Consider the following 19,507-nt stretch of genomic DNA (forward strand, 5'->3'; position numbering starts at 1 on the left):
TTCGGGTCACGATCGGATCGCGCCGACCACCCGGGTCCGCCCGGCGACGCGCCGTTCGTCACGGCCGCGGGACCGACGGCTCCGGGAACCGGTCACGTGCCCGTCGAGTTCGGGCAGTGCGATCAGGATGGGCAGGTCGAAGACGCCGGTGGCGTGCAGTTCCAGGTCGACGGTGAGATCGGTGCCGACCGTCACCGACAACGGCTCGTGCGCGCCGACCGCGAGCGGACGTCGGGTCGATGGGCGGGCGGTGATGTCGTCCAGCGCGATCGCGGCTGCCCTCAGGTACCATTCGCCTTCCGGAACATCGGTGAGCAGGTAGTCGCCGGACGCCTCGAGGATGTCGCAGGCGGCGGGCAGCCCTTGCACGATCGGGCTGTCGAACACTCCGACGTAGACCTTGACCGGAACGTCGATCGGCGGCAGCACGACCTTTCCGCTGATCGTGGCAGCTCGCCGGCTGCCGGCCGACCGGGGCTGGGACAACTGTGGGATGCCGTGCTCGGCGAGCCACCGGTAGCGTGCCGGCGAGATGCCGACGCTGCGGGTGAACCGACTGATGAAGGTGCCCAGACTGTTGTAGCCGACGGCGTAGGCGATGTCGGTGACGCTCATGTCGGTCTCCAGCAGCAGGTGTTTCGCCTTGTACAGCCGGATCGCTGTCAGGAAGCGGCCGGGCGACGTGCCCGTCTTGGACCGAAACAATCTGGAAAAGTAAAAACGACTCAGAAAGGCAGAATCGGCCATAGCGTCGAGTGAGAGTGGCTCGTGGTAGCGGTCCCACATGATGGCAATAGCCCGTTCGACGGCGTTAGGCACTGCGGATCAACTCCATTCGGCTGTAGACGACGAGGTCGCCTCTCGAACAGTGCGCTCGCGCGCTGGTCACCCACTGCAGATTCCGGGAGCATCGACACAAACCCATTGCCCCAGCTCAGAGGCACCACCACGCCGCCACCACCCTGGCGGGGTGCGGCGGGAGCGGTACACCGAGGGTAATCGCCAACACGCCGCTTGGCTGCGCGGCGGCTCACGGGAGGCAGGAAAGTGTCGAACATCGCTCCACCATCTAGGCCCTGACCGGTCCGGATGACTTAAGACCCTACCATAAATCGAGAACAATAAGTGCAGCCAAATTTCGACTTTCTTGCTCTATCAATGGCCGGGCGCCGATCACCATCCGTAGCGGATACCCGCATTACTCGGCGATACCCTTTCTGTCCGAACGGAATGTCGCCTACCCCCGCATCGGGAGCAAATTGCCCACCCGCCGGGCCGCCGCCATCGCCGCCCAGGAGGAGAGCTCGACCAGCGTACGGTCGTCGGCGCCGACCTGCCGGCAGCGCTCGATGACGGCGGGATCCACCTGGTAGGAGGCGAAGGCGACCAGCAGCGCCAGCCGCGCCACCGGCCGCTGGTCGGCGGGCAACGGCGCGATCAGTTCCTCGACCCAGACCCGACTGATCCCACGTGGCCCGCCACCCCACCGGGCGAGATTGTCCGACACCAGGGCGCGGATGTTCGCCGGCAGCGCGCGGGCGCCGGCGTCGTCGATCGCGGCGCAGGCCCGCGCGTACGCCTGGGCGACGGTGTCGTTGTCAGCCGCCCAGGACAGGTCGGCGGGCAGGTCGGCGGCGGGCAGCAGGCCGAGGGCGGCCCCGGGTACGTGCGCCTGACGGGCGGCACCGGCCATCTGACGACCGAGCACCCACAGCACCGGCGGCAGCGTGAACTCCGGCACCTTGGGCGGTAGCGGTACGTCACGGAGGAACACGTTCACCATCCGGTTGAGGTAGTGCAACAACACCGCCACACCGACCAGGTCGGCGAGCTGCTCGGCCGGAAACTGAGGATCGACCGGCCTGCCCGGATGGTCCACCGACATCACCCATTCGACGAAGACGTCCAGTTCCGGGGCGTTCGTCGCGGGCTGGTCGCGCCGGCCCGGACCGAGCACGGTGAGCGCGCTGTTGTGGATCATGGCGCAGTACGGGCAGGCGTTGCCGGCCGAGACGGCGGTGGCCACCGCCTCCTTGGCCGCCCGGGACGCCAGCCCGGGCACGATCAACGTCTCGCGCAGCACCAGCCACGCCGCGGCGAGCATCTCAGGTGCCGCAGCATGCAGGGCCACCGGCGGCGCGAGCACCCCGAAGTCGCCTTCCATCTGTCGGTACACCTGAGACACGAGACCACTCGCCCTTCCTCGCCGCACTGCGGAGACGTAGCGAATCTGAGTCAGCCCCAGGCCGCTCAGCACCGGACGCATCAGACTTCCCGGCATCATGACCTCATCCGTTCCAATTGATTGGTGACAGGCTATCGGTTGATACTGCCACGTAGCCAGAGCTATCGGAGATCCCGCCCTCCTTTCGCCGGTCTTCAAAATGGTGCGCCGACTAGGCAATCTGGGAGAGCACGACCCCCTGCGGTACATGCCATCATGAGGCGACCAAAATGCCTGTCGACCGTTGCCACAGGTGCTGCCCGCTGCGCCGTGTGCCACTGTCGGGGCTGGCACGGCAGGTCTCGCCCCCGGTTCGGGTCTGGTGTGGAGGGTTGACGCACGGGCAGGCCCGGCACCCGCTCACCCACTGAGGAGAACACTCAATGGAAACGACGACAAAGCAGCCGGGAATCCGGGTCCCGCTGATTGACGAGGAGCACGCCGAAGGCCGCACCGCCGAACTCTACGAGCAGATCAAGGCAGTCACCGGGCTGCCGTTCGTGCCGGACATGTTCCGGCTCACCTCGACCAATCCTCGGCTGCTCGAGGTGGTCGTCGCCGGCTACGGGGGCATCTTCAAGGGCGACACCCTGCCCCGCGATCTCAAAGAGCTGATCTCGGCCTGGACGTCCAAGCTGAACGGCTGCCCGTACTGCGTGGGCACGCACAGCTGGTTCCTCAGCGAGTTCGGTGGCAGCGAGGAGCTGGTCGAGGCCGTCTCGACCGCCTCGACCGCCGAGGAGCTGCCGGTCGACGAGCGGACCCGGCCGCTGATGAAGCTGGTCGAGAAGGTCAGCACCGGCGCGTACAAGATCACCGACGCCGACTGGGAACAGGCCGCCGCCGCCGGCTGGAGCGACGCCGAGATGCTCGAGGCGGTCTTCTGCGCCAGCCTGTTCGCCTTCATCAACCGGCTGGTCGACGCGACCGGGTTGGGTACGTCAACCGACCGCAGCCGGATCGCCCGACAGGGCGACGAGTGACCTCCGGTCGGAGAGGAGTCCGGTCGTGACACGATCCCGCGCGATCCTGCTGACCGGTGCGTCGTCGGGCACCGGCATGTCGTCCGGCTCGGGCAAGGCGGCCGCGCTGCGCCTGCACCGAGCCGGCTGGCCGGTCTACGCCACCGGCCGCAACGTCGACGCGCTGGCCGATCTGGCCGCCGAGGGCATCACCGTGATGCATCTCGACGTCACCGACGAGGAGTCGATGGCCGCTGCGGTCAAGCGGATCACCGACGAACACGGCGCGGTCGGCACGTTGATCAACAACGCCGCGTACAGCCTCAACGGCACCATCGGGGAGACCCCGATGGACGAGGTACGGGCCCAGTTCGAGACGAACGTCTTCGGTCTGTGCCGGCTCACCCAGATGGTCCTGCCCGGGATGCGGGAGCAGGGCGGTGGCCGGGTGGTGCTGATGTCGTCGATCTTCGGACTGTTCGCGACGCCAGGTCGGGGCTACTACCAGGCCACCAAGCACGCGTTGGAGGCGATCGGCGACTCGCTGCGACACGAGGTGGCCCGGTTCGACATCAAGGTGGTGCTGATCGAGCCGTCGCCGATCCTCGGCGGTTTCGTCCCGGACAGCGTCGCCGACCTCGGCATGCAGTCGCACGGCAACCCGGCGCTGTACAAGGACTTCTGGGACTACTTCGTACAGTGGCACCAGGCGTACCGGCTCAGCGACAACCCGCCGCTGCGCGGCAAGATGGCGGTCCGCGCCGAGCATGTAGCCAAGGTCATCGAGACCGCGGTCACCCACCCCAACCCGCGCGTCCGGTACCGACTCGGGATACCCGCCCGGCTGCTGACCCGGATGCGGGCGACGATCGGTGACCGCAACTGGGACCGGTTCGTCCGCGCGTTCTTCCCCATCCCCTGACCGTGGCCGTGGGCCGTGGCCATGGCCCACGAACTGATCGGCGCCGGCGGTCGAAACCGCCGGCGCCGATCAGTCGGTCCGGCACGTCGACCGCCGGCGTACCCCGTCCCGCTGTCTGATTCGTCAGTCAGGATCGCGGTAGCGCAGTGACGTCGGCCGGCCGTCGCGGGGCCGCAGCCACAGCAGCGCGATCACCACGAACAGCACCAGCCCGTCGATGACCAGCAGGGTCGCGCTGAATCCGTCGATCTGGTGGGCGTGTTCGGACACCGCGTCGGTACGGGCCTCCCGGGTCGCGGCGTCCAGCGCGGCCGGCGGCACGCCGGTGCCCACGCTGAACCGGTAGACGTCAGTCACGTCCGAACCGTCGGGAAACGTCACGTGGTACGCAACGGTGTAGTCACCGTCGGCACCGATCTGCACCGGCTGGTGCACCCGGTCCGGGGCGACCTGCCGGTAGTCGCCGTCGGTGACCTCGTCGCCGGCGCCGTCGAACACCTCGACGTGAGACAGTTCCGGCTGCACGGTGTCGGTGAAGGACAGCGTCACGCCGGTCGGCGCGACGCTGAGCGCCGCGCCGACCGGCGGGTCCGCCAGGAGCAGCCTGCCGTCGTCGGCACGGGCGCTGCCGGGAGTGGCCAGCAGCACCGCGGCGACCACGGCGACGACGCCGGCCACTGCGGCGGCCGCCGCGACGACGCCGGTCAGCCCGAGAGCAGCGGCTGGTACGCCTGGGCGGGGGTCAGGCCGCATGGGGGGCGAGCGGTCGGACTTCCGACCGGTGGCCGGCACAGCTGCAGCTCATCTGCTCCCGATCCCGCTCGTTCGGGCGCAGGTGCAGGTACATCGCGATCACCATCGGGATGAAGACCACCGAGTTGTAGAACAGGTGCAGCTCGACGCGGGGCACGATCAACTGCACCACGCTGGTCACCACCGGCTGGCCGAAGAAGATGGTGCCGGTCTGCGCCTGGATCAGCAGCAGCAGATGTTCGATGTGGTGCCAGAACTGGATGGCCAGTGCGATGGTCCACCAGGTCCGGGCCCGTCCGGCGAACCCGGGGCGGAGCAGGAACAGGAAGACGAGCATCACGATGGCGTACCCGTAGTGCAGCCACTCGGAGCTGACCAGCCAGGGGAACCACTGGCCGAGCACGCCCCGGGCCTGCGGCCGGGGGCTGCCGAGCACCCAGATCTGGTACGCCTGGACCAGGTGTTCGGCCCAGTGCGCGAGGACGACGACGAGGAAACCGTTCAGGGCCAGCTTGTGGTGTGCGCCGTTGAGCCGGGCCACCAGGCCGGGGGAACTGGAGGAAGCGGGATGGGGGGCGGGATGGGCAGCGGAATGGGCCATTTGACATACCTTCCGTGAGCCAGGCATGACATCCTGTCGCGAAGCTAGCTGGCAACATGACGTCGTGGATATTGGAGATTGCCTAGTTGGGCATGTTCAGCCGGCGATCCAGTTGGCGTGGAAGCCGCTGGGCACCCGTACCGGCAGGTGCACCACGGCCACCGGCTCACCGGTGAAGTCGGCGGCGTCGAGCACCACCAGGCTGCTGCGGTCGACCCGGGCGTCGTACACATAGGTGAGCAGCCAGCCGTCATCCTCTGCGCCGACCGGGCCACGCGGCACGAAGACGGCCTCCCCCGCCTCCCGGTACGGCCCGAAGTCGTGCACCGCCACGTCCCTGCCGTCCAGATCGTGCCGCAGCAGCGCCGAGCCGCCCAGCGTGCCGGTACCGTCCTGCATCGCCACCGTGTACGCGTACCGGTAGGGGGTCGTCTTGCGCCGGTCGTCGATGCGCGGGAACTCCTGCGGAATGTCGTCGAGCTGTTCGGCCGCGACGGACCCGCTGGTCAGGTCGAGGGTCCAGCGCCACAGCGTCGGGGCGCACTCACCGGGTGTCCGGCGGTCCCGGTCGAAGACCCGCTCGTGCCGTACGACGTCGATTACGCACCGGTCGGCGGTCTCGTAGGCGTTCACCGGGTGGAAGACGTAACACGGATCGACCTCGAACCAGCGCACGGCCGGCCCGGCGGCGGCCCGGGGCAGCAGGCCGATCCGGGCCGGCCGACCAGCGGACCAGGCGTACGGGAACCGGGATCCGGCGTGGGCCAGAGCCGGGTCGAAGGCGACCGGCAGGTCGAACAGCACGGTGTGCCGGTCGGTCAGGGCCACCGAGTGCATCAGCGGAGTGCCGGCCACCTCGATCCGGGTGCTGTGCCGCACCCGGCCGTCCACGCCGACGACCAGGTGTTCGACGTAGGGCAGGTCGTGGTAGTAGGCGACGGCGAACAGCTCCCCGGTGACCGGGTCGGTCTCGGCGTGCGCGGTGAAGCCGTGCGGCAGGGTCGCGTCGAAGTCCATCCGGGCCACCGAGTCGAGCTCGCCGTCGAGCTCGATCGGCAGGACGCCGGCTTCGCCGAGCGCGAGGGTACGGCCGGCGTGCCGGATCACGTTGGCGTTGGCGTTGTCGCTCAGCCCGTGCCGGGGGCCGGGGATGGGGAGTTCACCGCGGGTACGGGCGACGCTGTCGCTGCGTACCCACCGGTTGCGGTACCACAGCGCCCGACCGTGCCGCAGTCGCACACCGTGCACCATGCCGTCGCCGACCAGCGGGTGGGCCCGCGGGTCGGATCGGGTCGGGTTGGGGCCGATCCGGACCAGGCAGCCGTCGAGCTCGGCGGGCAACCGACCGCTGACGACCAGGTCGGTGCCGGTCGTCTCGTGAGCGACGGGACGCCGGTTGTCCCGGCGGACGGTCGCGGGAGTCAGGGGTGAGTGGGTGACGACGCTCATCGGGGGCCTCCACCGGCCGTACGCGACCTGGACGGCATCGTTACGCACCAGCGTTACGTTTCGCAGTTACGTAACAACGTTATGTCTCGACGGTACGCCGGGCGTGAGATCATGTCAATGTGAGTCCGCGCCGGGTCGATCCGCAGCTGGCCGCCGCCCTGCTCGAAGCAGCCGCGCGGCTGCTGGCCGAAGGGGGCACGGCCGCGCTGACCACCCGCCGGCTGGCCGCCGAGGTCGGCACGTCGACCACCGTCGTCTACACCTACTACGGCGGGATGGACAACCTGGTCCGGGCGATGGTGCACGAGGGCTTCGCCCGGCTGCACCGGCGGATGGCGACCGTCCGGGCCACCAACGACGCCGTGGCCGACGTGATGGCGCTCGGGTACGCGTACCGCGCCAACGCCCTCGACCACCCGCAGCTCTACCTGGTCATGTTCGGCAGTTCGGCACTCGGCGGGTTCGCCCTCGGCGAGGGTGACCGCCAGCACGGCCGGTACACCCTGGAGCCGCTGGTCGACGCCGTGTCCCGGGCCATTGAGCAGGGCCGGTTCCGACCGGCCGATCCGCTGCTCGTCGGGCAGACCATGTGGATCGCGTTGCACGGTCTGGTCGCCCTCGAACTCGGCGGCTACCTGATCGACCCGTACGACGCCGACCTGTGCTTCGAGACCCAGTTGCGCTCGCTGATGGTGGGCGCCGGCGACAAACACGAAGCCACCATGATCTCGCTGGCTCGGGCCCGCCGCCGCCGACCGCCACGGCCGGCGTCGGCGTCGGCACCTGCGTCGGCGTCTGCGTCGGCGAGCCAGAAAGACAGCGCCCTGAGCAATACCGGAGAAGTAACACCCTGAGCAACGGCGGAGAAGCACCACGAATTGGCAAATGTGATGCTCATCGGGGGACGTGAAGGTCCCTGCGATGGATGCGCATCCAGCCCTGCGAAAACGCCCAGGATCGCCAACTCGACACTGCCGAAGGACGCCGCTGATGAACGAATTCGATTATCTGGTGGTCGGAGCCGGGTCCGCCGGAGCCGCACTCGCCGCCCGCCTGAGCGAGGACCCGCAGCGCAGGGTACTGCTGCTGGAGGCGGGTCCGGACTACGCCACCGTCGCCGAGACACCGGACGAGATCCTCGACGGCAGTGCCATGTCGATGTCCACGTACGACTGGCGCTTCAAGGCCGAAATCACCGACCGCCGGCGCATCATCTTCCCGCGCGGGAAACTGACCGGTGGATCGTCTGCGGTCGGCGCGACCATCGCCCTGCGTGGCACGCCGAACAACTTCGACGAATGGGCGTCGATGGGCAATCCGGCGTGGGCCTGGAACGAGGTCCTGCCGTACTACAAGCGACTCGAGAACGACCTGGACTTCGACAATGAGTACCACGGTCAGGGCGGTCCGATCCCGATCCGCCGGTGGCGGCCCGACGAGCTGGCCCCGGTGCAGCACGTCTTCCACGAGGCCGCTCTCAAGGCCGGCTTCCCCGACGTGGAGGACCACAACCACCCCGAGGCCACCGGGGTCGGTCCCATCCCGTCGAACCGCAACGACACCCGTACCCGGTTCTCCACCGCGATGGGCTACCTGGGCATGGCCCGCGGCCGGGCGAACCTGACCATCTACTCCGGCGCGCAGGTCAACCGGGTGCTGTTCACCGGGACCCGGGCGCACGGCGTGGAGGTCACCAACCCGGCCGGCGGCACCGAGGAGATCCACGCCCGCAACGTCGTGCTGGCCGCCGGAGCGGTCAACTCGCCGACGATCCTGATGCGCTCGGGCATCGGTCCGGCCAGCGATCTGCGCCGGCTCGGCATCGACGTGCTCCTCGACCGCCCCGGGGTCGGCGGCACCCTGATCGACCACCCGCGCACCGGCGCGTTCATGGTGCCGAAGGAGGGCACGTTCGACCCGCAGGACGCATTCCTGCAGACCATGGTGCGCACCACCGCACCGGGCTCGGACGAGTTCAACGACCTGCAGTACTACATGATCAATCACTTCGATCTGACGCTCTTCCCCGAGCTGCAGATGCTCGCCGCGGCGAAGACGATCTTCGGGGTGATGGTGGTGCACCAGCGGCCGCAGTCGAGGGGACGCCTGGTGCTCGCCTCGGCCGACCCGACGTCACCGCCGGACATCGACCTGAACTTCCTTGCCACCGAGCAGGACATCAAGATCCTGGTCGACGCGGTCCGCACCTGCTGGCAGCTGATGCAGACCCCGGGCATCGTCGACCGCGGCGACCGGTTCGTCGTCCTCGGCGAGGAGATGGTCTCCGACGACGACATCCTCGGCCACTACGTCCGGCTCAGCCTGGACAGCGGCTACCACCCGGTCGGCACCACCCGGATGGGCACCGCCGACGACGCCGACGCCGTCGTCGACGAAGGGCTGCGGGTGCACGGCACGGACAATCTGTACGTGGGCGACGCCTCGGTCATGCCGTCGATCGTCAACTGCAACACCAACCTGACCTCGATCATGATCGGTGAGCGGCTCGCCGACTGGCTGACGGCCTCCTGACCGCCGGCACCGACCGGGGTGACACGACATGCCCCGCGGGTAGCACGCTACCCGCGGGGCATCACCGTCGGTACGGGATCAGGACAGCTTCTGCAGCCCGGCCCCGGTGAGCTCGTAGCCCGGCGCGACCGTCGCGGCGTCCGCCCGGACCAGGTCCACCATCGCGGCACCGGCGATCTGCGGGGTCAGCGGCGGCCCGATCCGGTTGACGAACTCCTCGGTCGACTTGCCGGCGCGGGCCGCGTACGCCCGTACGGCGGGCAGGCCCACGCCGGTCATCGGCGCGAACCTCGGCAGCACCGTGGTGAAGGTGATGTCCAGGCCGGCCCGCTTCGCCTCGTCCTGGGCGTAGCCGGTGATGTAGCGCTGAGTCGCCTTGGCACCGGCGTAGCCGCCGCTGAGCGGCGATCCGCCGAGCACGGCACCGCTGCTGACCACGATCACCCGGCTGCCGGGACGCAGCGGCTTGAGCAGCACCTCGCGCAGCCAGTGGAAGGTGATCCGCACGTCGGTCTCCCAGTTGACCGAGAACGTCTCCCAGGTCTGCTCCTGCAGCGCACGCATGTGCGGAGTGGCCCCGGCGACCAGGACCACGGCCTCGGGCTCGTACTGGTCGATCAGGGTGGCCGGGACGGTGGCCTCGCCGGCGTCGGCGATCTCGGGTTGGATCGACCCGGCGCCGTTGGCCGGCACCGGGAAGTCCATCGCGGTACGGGCCACCGCGATCACCGGCGCACCGGCGTCGGCGAAGGCGGTGGCGACCCCGTGGCCCAGGCCGCGGCTCGCCCCGACCACGATCGTGGTCCGGCCCGACATGTCACTCATGGTTCCTCCACTGTGTTGATGATGGGTGGATGCTGGATGGTTGCTCCGGCCCGACGCCCCACCGGCCGGTGGGTGGTGGCCGGTCCGACGCGGGACGGCCGGACAGGCCTACGGCTCCGGCTTCTGGCGAATCCACAGATTCGCCAGAAGCCGGAGCCGTCCCGCCCGGATCAGGGCTACTTTTGGAACCTGGTGCCGTTCCACCAGTTGGCGCCCGGCACCGCCGCGTTCTCCGCGTCGTACCGGTCCTTGTGACGCCACCAGTCCCACGGGTGCTCGAGCTCGTCCTCGCGCCGGCCGAGGTGGGTGATGTCCAGGTAGTTGTAGAAGTTTTTGAAGATCTCACCACCCCGGTCGAAGATCGAGTAGGTGAAGTAGACGTCGTCGCCGTCGCGGTAGAATGCGCTGACGCCGGGCGACTCGCCCTGCTCGGTGGAGACCTCGTAGTCGTAGTTGAAGTCGCTGCCGAACGACGAGTACCAGGGAATCTCCCAGCCCATCCGGGCCTTGAACGCCTGGAAGTCGGCCAGCGGAGCCCGCGAGATCATCACGAAGGTGGTGTCCCGGGCCCACATGTGCGACAGCTCGCCGACGCTGTCAGCCTGCATCGAGCAGCCGATGCATCCCTCCTTGTCGCCCGGGGCGTACATGAAGTGCCGCACGACGAGCTGGCGGCGCCCCTCGAACAGGTCGAGCAGCGTCAGCGTACCGTTCGGCCCCTCGAAGAGGTACTCCTTCTCCACCTTGACCATCGGGAGATCGCGGCGCTCTTGGGCAATCATGTCCCGCGCCTTGGTGACTTCCTTCTCTTTCTCCAGCAGCGCTGTGCGTGCCGCCAGCCATTCTTCTCTGGAGACAACTTGCGGAGGGTTCATCAGATCTCCTCAGAACTTCGGCCGGAACCATCCATGGCCAGAATGACAGGGAACTGGTCGCCGGTACTTCTCCCCGCTTGCCCGGCGCGGACTACGAGCTGAACGTCCGCTCCTTCAGCCGACGCCGCTCGATCTTGCCCACCGGGGTCCGGGGAATCTGCTCGATGAACTCGATCTGCCGGATCTTCTTGTACGGCGCCACCTGTTCGGCGACGAACGCCATGAGCTCCTGCTCGGTGGTCGGCTCCTTGGCGACCACGAAGGCCTTCGGGATCTCGCTGGCCTCCTCGTCCGGCACGCCGATGACCGCCGCGTCCGCCACCTTCGGGTGGGTCATCAGGACCGCTTCGAGCTCGACCGGGGAGACCTGCTGGCCCTTGTACTTGATGAGCTCCTTGATCCGGTCGACCAGGAACAACTCGCCGTCGTCGTCGAGGTAGCCGAGGTCACCGGTGTGCATGAACCCGTCCGGCCGGAGCACCTTGCTGGTCACCTCGGCGGCGTTGAGGTACCCCTTCATCACGTGCGGACCCCGGATCAGGATCTCGCCCCGCTGGTGCGCACCGAGCTGCGCCCCAGTGGTCACGTCGACGATCCGGCACTCGACATTGGGCGCCGTGCGGCCCACCGACGCGGGCACCAACGGCTCCTCGAGCTGCATGAACGACGTCATCGCCTCGGTGAGGCCGTACCCCTGGGCGATGTGACAACCGAGACGTTCCCGGCAGAGCCGGGCGATCTCGGGGTCGAGCGCGGCGCCGCCGGAGACGATCGACCGGACCGACGACAGGTCGTACCGGTCCGGCAGCGGGCTCCGGGCCAGCAGCACGGCGAGCGTGGGGACAATGTAGAGGCGGGTGATCCGGTGGTCGTGGATCGCCTTGACGTACCCTTCCGGGTCGAACCGCGGCATCGTCACGATCGTCGCGCCCTGCAACAGGCTGGCGCTCATCACCATGATCAGACCGAACGCGTGGTGGAACGGCGGCATGGCGAGCACCTTCTCGTCCGCGCCGAGCGGCGTGACCGTCCTGGTCTGCAGCACGGTCGCGACGATGTTGCGGTGCGTCAGCATCACCCCCTTGGGGCGTCCGGTGCTGCCGCTGGAGTGCAGCAGCGCCGCGACGTCACTCGCCGGGTCGATGGCCACCTCCGGCGCCGGGTCGTCACTGAGCAGCTCCGACAGCGACGTCGCGCCGTCCGCCGCGCCCATGACCACGATCTCCTCGACCTTGGTACGGGCGGCCAGCGCCGCCGCCTTGGGCACCTCGGACGGTACGGTCACCAACAGCTTCGCGCCGGCGTCGGTGAGGTGGCCGGCCAGATCGTCGGGCGTGTCGATCGGGTTGAGCACGACGACCGTGCCGCCGGCCAGCGACGCGGCGAGCACCACGATCGGATACTCCGGCACGTTCGGCGCGAGCATCGCCAGCACGTCGCCCCGGCGGAAGCCACGGGCGTGCAGCCCGGCGGCCAGCCGACGCACCATCGAGGCCAGCTGGCGGTACGTGTAGCCGTCGCCACCGGCCACGTCGACCAGTGCCGTACGGTCGCCGTACTGCTCGGCGCGCTGCAGCACGAACGCCGGCAGCGACAGGTCCGGGATGTCGACGGTCGTCGGCGTCGGAGTGGTGGTGGTCACGACTTCGCCTCCGCGCGGCTGTAGGTGCTCAGCCCCGGCTGGTAGGCGCGCTTCTCGAACTGCTTCAGCGCGACGTTGACCCATTCGTTGCCGCTGAGCCGGGACAGCTCCCAGAGCTTGGCCTGGTCGTAGTCGATGGCAGTCGGCAGGTCCATGGTGGTGGTGCGCTCGTAGACCTGCTTGGCCAGTTCCAGGGTGATCGGGTTCTTCTTGGCGATCTTCCGCACGATCCGGTCGGTCTCGGCGTCCAGCTGGTCGGCCGGAACCGCCTTGTTGACCAGGCCGTACTCCTGTGCCTGCTGGCCGGTCATGGTGTCGCCGGTCAGGATGTAGTAGAGCGCCTGCTTGCGGGGCAGGTTGTGGGTGGCCGCCCAGGTGGCGCCGCCGGCCGGGAAGATCCCGAAGTTGATTTCCGACAGGCCGAACAGTGCGGTCTCCGACGTCACCGCCAGGTCGCAAAGGCCGGTGACCAGCAGGCCGCCGCCGAACGCGAACCCGTTGACCTTGGCGATGGTCACCGCCGGGAACGCCTTGAGCCGCTTGAACCAGGTCAACGCGATCAGGTTGGTCCGGTAGAACAGCTGCGGGTCGTCGAACGGCTGCAGGAAGCACTCCTCGAGGTCCATCCCGGCGCTGAAGCTGTCGCCGACGCCGGTCACCACGACCGCCTTGACGTTGCCGGCCGCCTCGATCGTGTCGAGGGCCTGGTTCATGTCCCGGTGCATCTGCGGGTTCATCGCGTTCTTCTTGGCCGGGCGGTTCATGTAGATGGTGGCCACCGGGCCGTCCATCTCGAGGTTCACGGTTTCCAGCACCATCATCTCAGTTCCCTCTTTCCGGTCGGGCAACGAAAAATGCGCGCAGTTGACCTTGGCCGCTCGGCCGTACAATCCGGATTTCGACAGTGCAGCCTCCGGTAGGCCCGCCGCGCTACGAGCATCACAAGTACCGATCCGGCACGCTTCTTTGGTGTTGCCTTGCCCCGATGGTCAGCGAAATCCGATACGGCAAGATTCACCGCACCGCTTGCCGAATATTGCCCACAATCGCCGACCGAACTGCAGGGAACGGCATTCTGGGAGAGGACACGCTGGAGCCTGGTCCGCAAGAATTCCGGGATGGTGGTCCGCAGCCCCCGGACCACCCGCAAGGTCGCGTGACCCGGTCCCGGCTACAGCCGGGACCGGGTCACGCGGTCAGTCGCTGACGTTTCAGGTGAGTCAGGCAGTCACTTCCTACGGGCCTTCGCGGTCGCCCGGGCGTTCGCCTTCTCAATTTCCTTGACCAGTTCGTCCTTGTTCATGTCCTGCGGGTGGTCGATGCCGACCTGGCGCGCCACGTCGTCGAGGTGGCCTTTGCCGGCGTTGGCGTCGACCCCCTGGGCGGTCTCCCGGGGCCGGCGCAACGACTGGGGCGTGCCCTGGGCCGCCTGCGGATCGGACGGGCCCAGGCTGTCCTTTGGCTGCCAGTGGTCGCCGACCTTCTCGTGGCTGTGTTTCAACGAGGCGTACGCCGCGCGGTGCGCCCGCGCCGGGTCGCCGTAACTCTCCTCGGCCGATTCCAGGGTCTTCTTGTAGGTCCGTACGGCCTTGTCGTCGGAGCGGGCGATCGTGCTGGGCACGTCGTCACGCATCTGCTCGGCCTGCTGGTGCTTGTCGGCCTTCTCCCGCTTGGCGGCCATCGTTCCTCCTCACGGACGTCGTCTGCGCCGGGGGCGGCACCGAATTTCGCCGTACCACATCCCGTACCCACGACGCCGCAGGTCATGCCTGTCGTCCCGTCGCCGCGGCGTCGTCGCCGGTGCGACGTCGCCGGCCCCACGGCCACCGGCCATCCAGCTCGACCTCCAGGGAGAAGCTGAGGAACGTACGCACCGCGACGATCATTGCCAGCACGCCGACGCTCTGGAAGGTCGGCGAGATCGCCACGGTACGGATGATGTCCCCGGCGACGAGAAACTCCAGCCCGAGCAGGATCGCCCGGCCGATGTCCTGCCGGTACCGGCGGTAGGTCGCCCGCATGTTCCGCTCACGAAACGCGCCTCGCAGGTAGAGCACCGTGCCGACGACCAGGCCGGTGAGGATGATCAGCACACCGAGGGCGTCAACCGTCGTACCGATGATCAGGACAGCTGTCTCGAAGTTCATCTCTGACCACGAAGTCCATCTCGGTCGACGCCCGGTGCATGGTCAGGATAAATCGTGCTATACGCGCACGAAGCGATATTTCAGACTTGGTCTCTCATCTGCCCTCGTTCCAGGCCTTCAGAAACGCCCGGCCCAGGTAGCCGGCGATCATCCAACTGCCGAGCGCGCTCAGCACCCGGAAGTCGACCGCTCCGACGATCATGGCGATGGTCAGGCTGAGCACGGCGACCCCGACGACGAGCGTAATCAGCCCCAGTGCGCCGACCTTCAACTGCTGGTCGCTGCCCAGGTTTCGGAACCGGGCAACCACCCCGCTGCCGGCGACGCCCGACCGGGGATGCCGCCCGGCCGGACCGGCGACGGTCTCCGGCTGCGGGATCTCCGCCGGGTCCCGGGCCGGCAGGTCGATCCGGGACTGCACCGGGACTGCTGCATCGGCGAGCTCGGCGGTGGCACCCTCGTAGACCGTCGGTTCCAACTGCAGACTGACGCCGTCGTCACCGATGAGCTGACGGCCACCGTCCGGCCAGGCCAGCATCGCCGCGCAACGGTCGTAGCGCACCGATACCACCTGCCCGGACTGCCCGGACCCGGTGACGAGGCTGACCCCCTCCGCCCCGACGATCAGCCGTTGGCCGTCCAGCCCGCCCAGCCCTCGGTGGCTGGTGCCGGGAAGCAACCCCACCAGGCCCGGCTCGGCCCGGGTGAAACCGGCCCAGTCGGCACCCCGGCCACGGGGCGTCATCAGCAGCGACGACGCGTGCGCGGTGGTCGCCACCGCATGCACCGACTCGACGGTGACCTCCTTCAACTGCCGGGTCAGGTCGTCACTGGACCGCACCGGCCGGCCGGTGAGCAGGTTGAACGCGATCGACGGCAGCCGCGCGCCGTCCGCTTCCACGCTGGACAGCGCCTCGGTGGCCTTACCGACGACAGCGGCGACGTCCGCTTCGTCGATCCGACCCACCCGGATCTTGGCCAGTACATCGACGAAGCCACCGAGTACCGCGTCCTCCTTGCCGTTGGGAGCGTCCGCGAGGGCGGTGACCACCGCGTTGCCGTCGCCTCGTGGCTCGTAGTCGGTGGCGGTCGTGTATGACAGGCCGTCCCGCTGCCGCAGCGCCCGAAACAGCTCCCGCTCGACGACACCGCTGAGCACCCGGGCGGCCGCCCCGGCGGGCACCACCGCGTCCATCGCGGTCGCCCGACCCGGCCCGTAGAAGAACGCCGGCGTACCCGCCAGCGCCGACGAGGCGGCAGGGGCCGGCATCCGGGTCCCGGACGGCAACTCCAGCCGCAGATCCGGCGGCAACTCGGCACCCGCCAGCCAGAGGACCGCGTTCTCCCGGGTGAAGTACCGGGCCGCCCACTCCTGCAGGTCCTCGGCGGTGATCGCGGGCAATCCGAGCTCGGCATACGCACCCAGCCCGTAGTCACGCGCGCCGTAGCGCCACAGCGGCAACTGGTCGGTGGCGGCAGCCGGCCGGCCGGCCCACTCGGTGTCCAGGATCGCCTTCTCGGTGTCCAGGCGGTGCACCGGCAGTTCCCGCAACGACCTGCACACCCCGGTCAGAAAGGTGGTGATGTCGTCGACGGAGCCCGACAGGTGAAAGTGGGTCACCACGCTGCCGGTGGTGCCGTTGTAGTGGTAGTCGGCGGCGCCGAGCGGATGCAGCACGAGGTGTTCGAGCAGATGGGTGAGGCCACGCCGGGCCAGCGTCTCGTCGGCCTGGCCGACCCGGAACATCAGCCCGGCGTGCGTGGGCCCTCCGGTCGGGGCCAGCAGCGCCGGGATCCCGTCGACGTCGAGTTGCCGGATCATCGGGCCTCACCTGCCGCCTTCGTCGCGAGTGTACGGAACCGTCCGAACGCCGCCACCGGGTCCTTGAGGTACGCCCAGGCATCGGCCGCGACCAGGTTGCCGACCGCAGCGAAGTGCGGTGCGGCGGCGGCGTGATCGCCGATAACGCTGAAGATCATGGCGAAGGCGTTGTGCGCCTCCACCCACCCGTACGACTGCTCCGCGTCTGGATGCAGCACCGACCTGGCGGCGGCGTCGCGCAGCTCCTGACGCACCTGCGGGTCGGCGCAGTAGTCGCGCTGCGCCCGGCCTTCCAGCTCCAACCAGTGCTCGGTGTGGGCCTCGGCGACCAGCCTGCCGTTGAGCGCACCCGCTGGCGCGGCGGCAGCCGCCTCCCGAGCGAAGGCGTGCATCTGCTCGAACGAACCGCCCCACTTCGGACACAACTGCTGCAGTAGTTGCCGCTGCCCGGGGAGGTGGTGCGGGTCGGTCTCGGCGAGCCGGTCGTAGCGCCGACGCGCCTCGGACCGGCCCAGCTCCAGACCCCGGGCGGTGACGAGGCGGTACGTCCAGGCCGCGCAGTTGTCCGGGTGGTACGCGGTCGCGTCGATGAGCACCCGTTCGGCGTCGCGCAGGATCCGGTGGAACTCGCGGAACTGGTCGCGGCTGACATGCTCGGCGCGCAAACTGGTGCGGACCGCCCAGGCATGCTTGATCAGACAGGCGCCGAGCAGCGCGGCGGCGGGACCGTCGGTCGGGTCGGCGTCGTGTCGGCGTCGGGCCACGTCGTGGGCGGCGTCGACCGAGCTGGCGTACCAGATCAGTTCGGTGCCGACGCCGGACGGCCTGGTCGGTCCGGCGGGCGGCTGACCGGTGAACAGCCGCGACGCGGCGGCCCAGTCCGCCTGGTCGAGCGCGGCACGCAGCTCGACGAGCTCCGGGTATCCGGTGGTGAGATCGGTGGTGAGGGTGAGCGGTGGTGCGGCAGGCATGCGGCGCATAGTAGAGGGCTGCCGTCAACGGCGGGGACCCGGTTTTCCGCCGTGGACGCTGCTCGCGGGGGCGCGTCGCTCAGCGACAGGCAGCATCCGGACCCCGCCGGGCGATCCCGGCGGGGTCCGGATGGACGGCGTACGGTCGGCTGGACGGCGTACGGTCGGCTGCTCCTCTGAATGTCAGTCGACGACGGTGACGATCCGACGGCGACGGAACATCACTACGGCCACCGCACCTGCGACGACGAGGACCGCGCCGACGCCGGCCAGCAGCCCGGCGTTGGCTCCGGTCACCGGCAGCCCGCCGCCGGCACCTTCGCCGCCGCTGCCGAGGGTGATCTCGGCGGTGTTGTTGTCGGTGTCCGGGTCCTGCACGCCGCCGTCGATGACGATCGAGCCGGCGGCACCGGCCGCGCCGACGATCTCCACCTGGAACGGGTAGTGGAACGACTCCCCCGCCACCGGACTGTGCGTGGGCCGGCAGAAGTAGACCAGGCCGTTCGGCTGACCGCGGTCGTCCCAGACCGGGCTGCCGTCAACGACCGGGGCGCAGCGGTCACCGACGGCGACCGCTTCGACTCCGACGGGCAGCGTCACCACCGCGGACGGGGCCCAGGCCTGGCCCGGCAGGATCAGGTCGGCCGGGCCGTCGTTGCGCATGCCGACCTCGATGTCGACCACGTCGCCGACCGCCCCCTGCACCGTCGCGCCGATCGCCACCGAGTCGGCCGGCTGGTTCGGAATATTGACCAGGAATTCGGTCCAGTTGTCGGTGTCGTTGAGGTCCGGCAGCGGCTCCAGGGTGGCCAGGCGGAGCTCGTTGCCGGCGGATCGGGCGGACATCGTGCCGAGGGCCGCGACCTCGTCGTCACCCAACGGCAGCACCGACACCACGACGATCCGTTCGGACGGGCCGGGTGCGGTCTCGCCGACCCTGACCCGCAGCGGGGTCTCCTCGTGCAGGGTGAACACCTCACCCGGGCCGACCTCGCCGAGAATCTGGCAGGTCAGCTCGAGGAAGTCGGCGTTGTACTCGCAGTTGTCGTACCGGTCCGGCAGCTCGAGGTCCAGGCCGGTGCTCAGCACCACCTGTACGCCGGCGGCCGCCACCGTGCCGACGTTCGCGGCCCGGACCGGCACGTTCGTGCTCTCCCCCGGCTGCAGCGTCACGTCGTCGATCTCACCGACCACGAGATCGACCCCGGGCCCGGTGAGCTGGACCCTGCCGGTGGTCTGCTGCTCCTCGGGCATGTTCGCGGCGGAGGTGGTGACCTCGATGACGCCCGAGTACTCCAGGACGTCCAGGTCACCCGGCAGGGCGTCGACCCGGTAGACGTGCGTCGAGTCGCCGGCGAGTTCGTCGAGCGTGCAGGTGGCCACCTTGCCGGCGACCGTGCAACCCTGGCTGGCACCGGGCAGATCGATCCGGAACGCGTCCGACACCGTGGACGCGTCGATCGTCACCGACACGTCGACGGCGGCGGTCGGCACACTGTTGCTGATGGTGATCTCGATCGGCTTCGGCGTGGTCGCGTCCATCGCGATGTTGGTCACGTACTCGATGAACGGCGAGACCCAGGCGATGTCGTCTGACTCCACGGCCTGCGCCGGGGCGGCGATCGAAAGGGCGGCCAGGCTGGTGGCCGCGCAGCCGGCGGCGAACCGGCCGAGGACTGTCATTCTGGGCATGCTGCGGTTTCCCCCATGGAATGTCGAAGCAGCGGATGAGCGCGATGGCTTACAGAGGACAGCGCACATTAGTCACAACCGATGACGCAC

18 protein-coding genes are annotated in these 19,507 nt (G+C 69.0%); 4 read left to right on the forward strand and 14 right to left on the reverse strand.

Going from position 1 to position 19,507, the window contains the following annotated elements; genetic code table 11:
- Positions 1-6 precede the first annotated feature (6 nt).
- Together O7610_RS16410 and O7610_RS16415 are read right to left on the reverse strand one after the other, a co-directional pair.
- Entirely contained in the window at positions 7-819 is an 813-nt protein-coding gene (locus O7610_RS16410) for a helix-turn-helix transcriptional regulator (protein ID WP_289211310.1), read from the reverse strand.
- 418 nt (positions 820-1,237) lie between these two features.
- A complete protein-coding gene (locus O7610_RS16415) occupies positions 1,238-2,164 on the reverse strand; it encodes a carboxymuconolactone decarboxylase family protein (RefSeq protein ID WP_281551618.1) in 927 nt (308 codons plus the stop codon).
- Between the two features lie 443 nt (positions 2,165-2,607).
- Between O7610_RS16415 and O7610_RS16420 the strand changes: the two genes are divergently transcribed.
- Together O7610_RS16420 and O7610_RS16425 are read left to right on the forward strand one after the other, a co-directional pair.
- On the forward strand, positions 2,608-3,207 hold the full coding sequence (locus tag O7610_RS16420; RefSeq protein ID WP_281551619.1) for a carboxymuconolactone decarboxylase family protein: 600 nt from the start codon (positions 2,608-2,610) through the stop codon (positions 3,205-3,207).
- Between the two features lie 25 nt (positions 3,208-3,232).
- Positions 3,233-4,108 (forward strand): SDR family NAD(P)-dependent oxidoreductase, encoded by an 876-nt coding sequence (locus O7610_RS16425; protein ID WP_281551620.1) that lies wholly within the window; start codon positions 3,233-3,235, stop codon positions 4,106-4,108.
- 123 nt (positions 4,109-4,231) lie between these two features.
- On the opposite strand, the gene O7610_RS16430 is transcribed toward O7610_RS16425, so the two are convergent.
- The 3 genes from O7610_RS16430 to O7610_RS16440 all read right to left on the reverse strand — a co-directional run bounded on the left by O7610_RS16430 (position 4,232) and on the right by O7610_RS16440 (position 6,911).
- A complete protein-coding gene (locus O7610_RS16430; protein WP_281551621.1) occupies positions 4,232-4,861 on the reverse strand; it encodes a copper resistance CopC family protein in 630 nt (209 codons plus the stop codon).
- Entirely contained in the window at positions 4,851-5,462 is a 612-nt protein-coding gene (locus O7610_RS16435) for a hypothetical protein (RefSeq protein WP_281551622.1), read from the reverse strand. Before O7610_RS16435 ends, O7610_RS16430 begins: the two co-directional genes overlap by 11 nt.
- Before the next feature lie 96 nt (positions 5,463-5,558).
- On the reverse strand, positions 5,559-6,911 hold the full coding sequence (locus tag O7610_RS16440) for a carotenoid oxygenase family protein (protein ID WP_281551623.1): 1,353 nt from the start codon (positions 6,909-6,911) through the stop codon (positions 5,559-5,561).
- A gap of 119 nt (positions 6,912-7,030) precedes the next feature.
- Between O7610_RS16440 and O7610_RS16445 the strand changes: the two genes are divergently transcribed.
- Positions 7,031-7,765: a TetR-like C-terminal domain-containing protein gene (locus O7610_RS16445; protein ID WP_281551624.1), complete on the forward strand. Its 735-nt coding sequence runs from the start codon at positions 7,031-7,033 to the stop codon at positions 7,763-7,765.
- Between the two features lie 136 nt (positions 7,766-7,901).
- On the forward strand, positions 7,902-9,443 hold the full coding sequence (locus O7610_RS16450; protein WP_281551625.1) for a GMC family oxidoreductase: 1,542 nt from the start codon (positions 7,902-7,904) through the stop codon (positions 9,441-9,443).
- Between the two features lie 78 nt (positions 9,444-9,521).
- On the opposite strand, the gene O7610_RS16455 is transcribed toward O7610_RS16450, so the two are convergent.
- The 9 genes from O7610_RS16455 to O7610_RS16495 form a co-directional block, all read right to left on the reverse strand.
- Complete coding sequence (locus O7610_RS16455) at positions 9,522-10,268, reverse strand: SDR family NAD(P)-dependent oxidoreductase (protein WP_281551626.1); 747 nt, start codon at positions 10,266-10,268, stop codon at positions 9,522-9,524.
- A gap of 176 nt (positions 10,269-10,444) precedes the next feature.
- Positions 10,445-11,143: a DUF899 domain-containing protein gene (locus O7610_RS16460; RefSeq protein ID WP_281551627.1), complete on the reverse strand. Its 699-nt coding sequence runs from the start codon at positions 11,141-11,143 to the stop codon at positions 10,445-10,447.
- 91 nt (positions 11,144-11,234) lie between these two features.
- Positions 11,235-12,785 (reverse strand): AMP-binding protein, encoded by a 1,551-nt coding sequence (locus tag O7610_RS16465; RefSeq protein WP_281551628.1) that lies wholly within the window; start codon positions 12,783-12,785, stop codon positions 11,235-11,237.
- Entirely contained in the window at positions 12,782-13,606 is an 825-nt protein-coding gene (locus tag O7610_RS16470) for a p-hydroxycinnamoyl CoA hydratase/lyase (RefSeq protein WP_281551629.1), read from the reverse strand. The genes O7610_RS16465 and O7610_RS16470 overlap by 4 nt, the downstream gene beginning before the upstream one ends.
- 407 nt (positions 13,607-14,013) lie before the next feature.
- On the reverse strand, positions 14,014-14,466 hold the full coding sequence (locus tag O7610_RS16475; RefSeq protein WP_281551630.1) for a ChaB family protein: 453 nt from the start codon (positions 14,464-14,466) through the stop codon (positions 14,014-14,016).
- Positions 14,467-14,548: 82 nt separating this feature from the next.
- Entirely contained in the window at positions 14,549-14,932 is a 384-nt protein-coding gene (locus tag O7610_RS16480; RefSeq protein WP_289211311.1) for a DUF1622 domain-containing protein, read from the reverse strand.
- A gap of 94 nt (positions 14,933-15,026) precedes the next feature.
- Positions 15,027-16,754 (reverse strand): peptidase M16 family protein, encoded by a 1,728-nt coding sequence (locus tag O7610_RS16485; protein ID WP_289211312.1) that lies wholly within the window; start codon positions 16,752-16,754, stop codon positions 15,027-15,029.
- Entirely contained in the window at positions 16,751-17,725 is a 975-nt protein-coding gene (locus tag O7610_RS16490) for a hypothetical protein (RefSeq protein WP_281551633.1), read from the reverse strand. The genes O7610_RS16485 and O7610_RS16490 overlap by 4 nt, the downstream gene beginning before the upstream one ends.
- Before the next feature lie 183 nt (positions 17,726-17,908).
- Positions 17,909-19,408, reverse strand: a complete 1,500-nt coding sequence (locus O7610_RS16495; protein WP_281551634.1) for a hypothetical protein — start codon at positions 19,406-19,408, stop codon at positions 17,909-17,911.
- Between the last annotated feature and the right edge of the window lie 99 nt (positions 19,409-19,507).

The organism is Solwaraspora sp. WMMA2065 (assembly GCF_030345075.1).
GTDB lineage: Bacteria > Actinomycetota > Actinomycetes > Mycobacteriales > Micromonosporaceae > Micromonospora_E.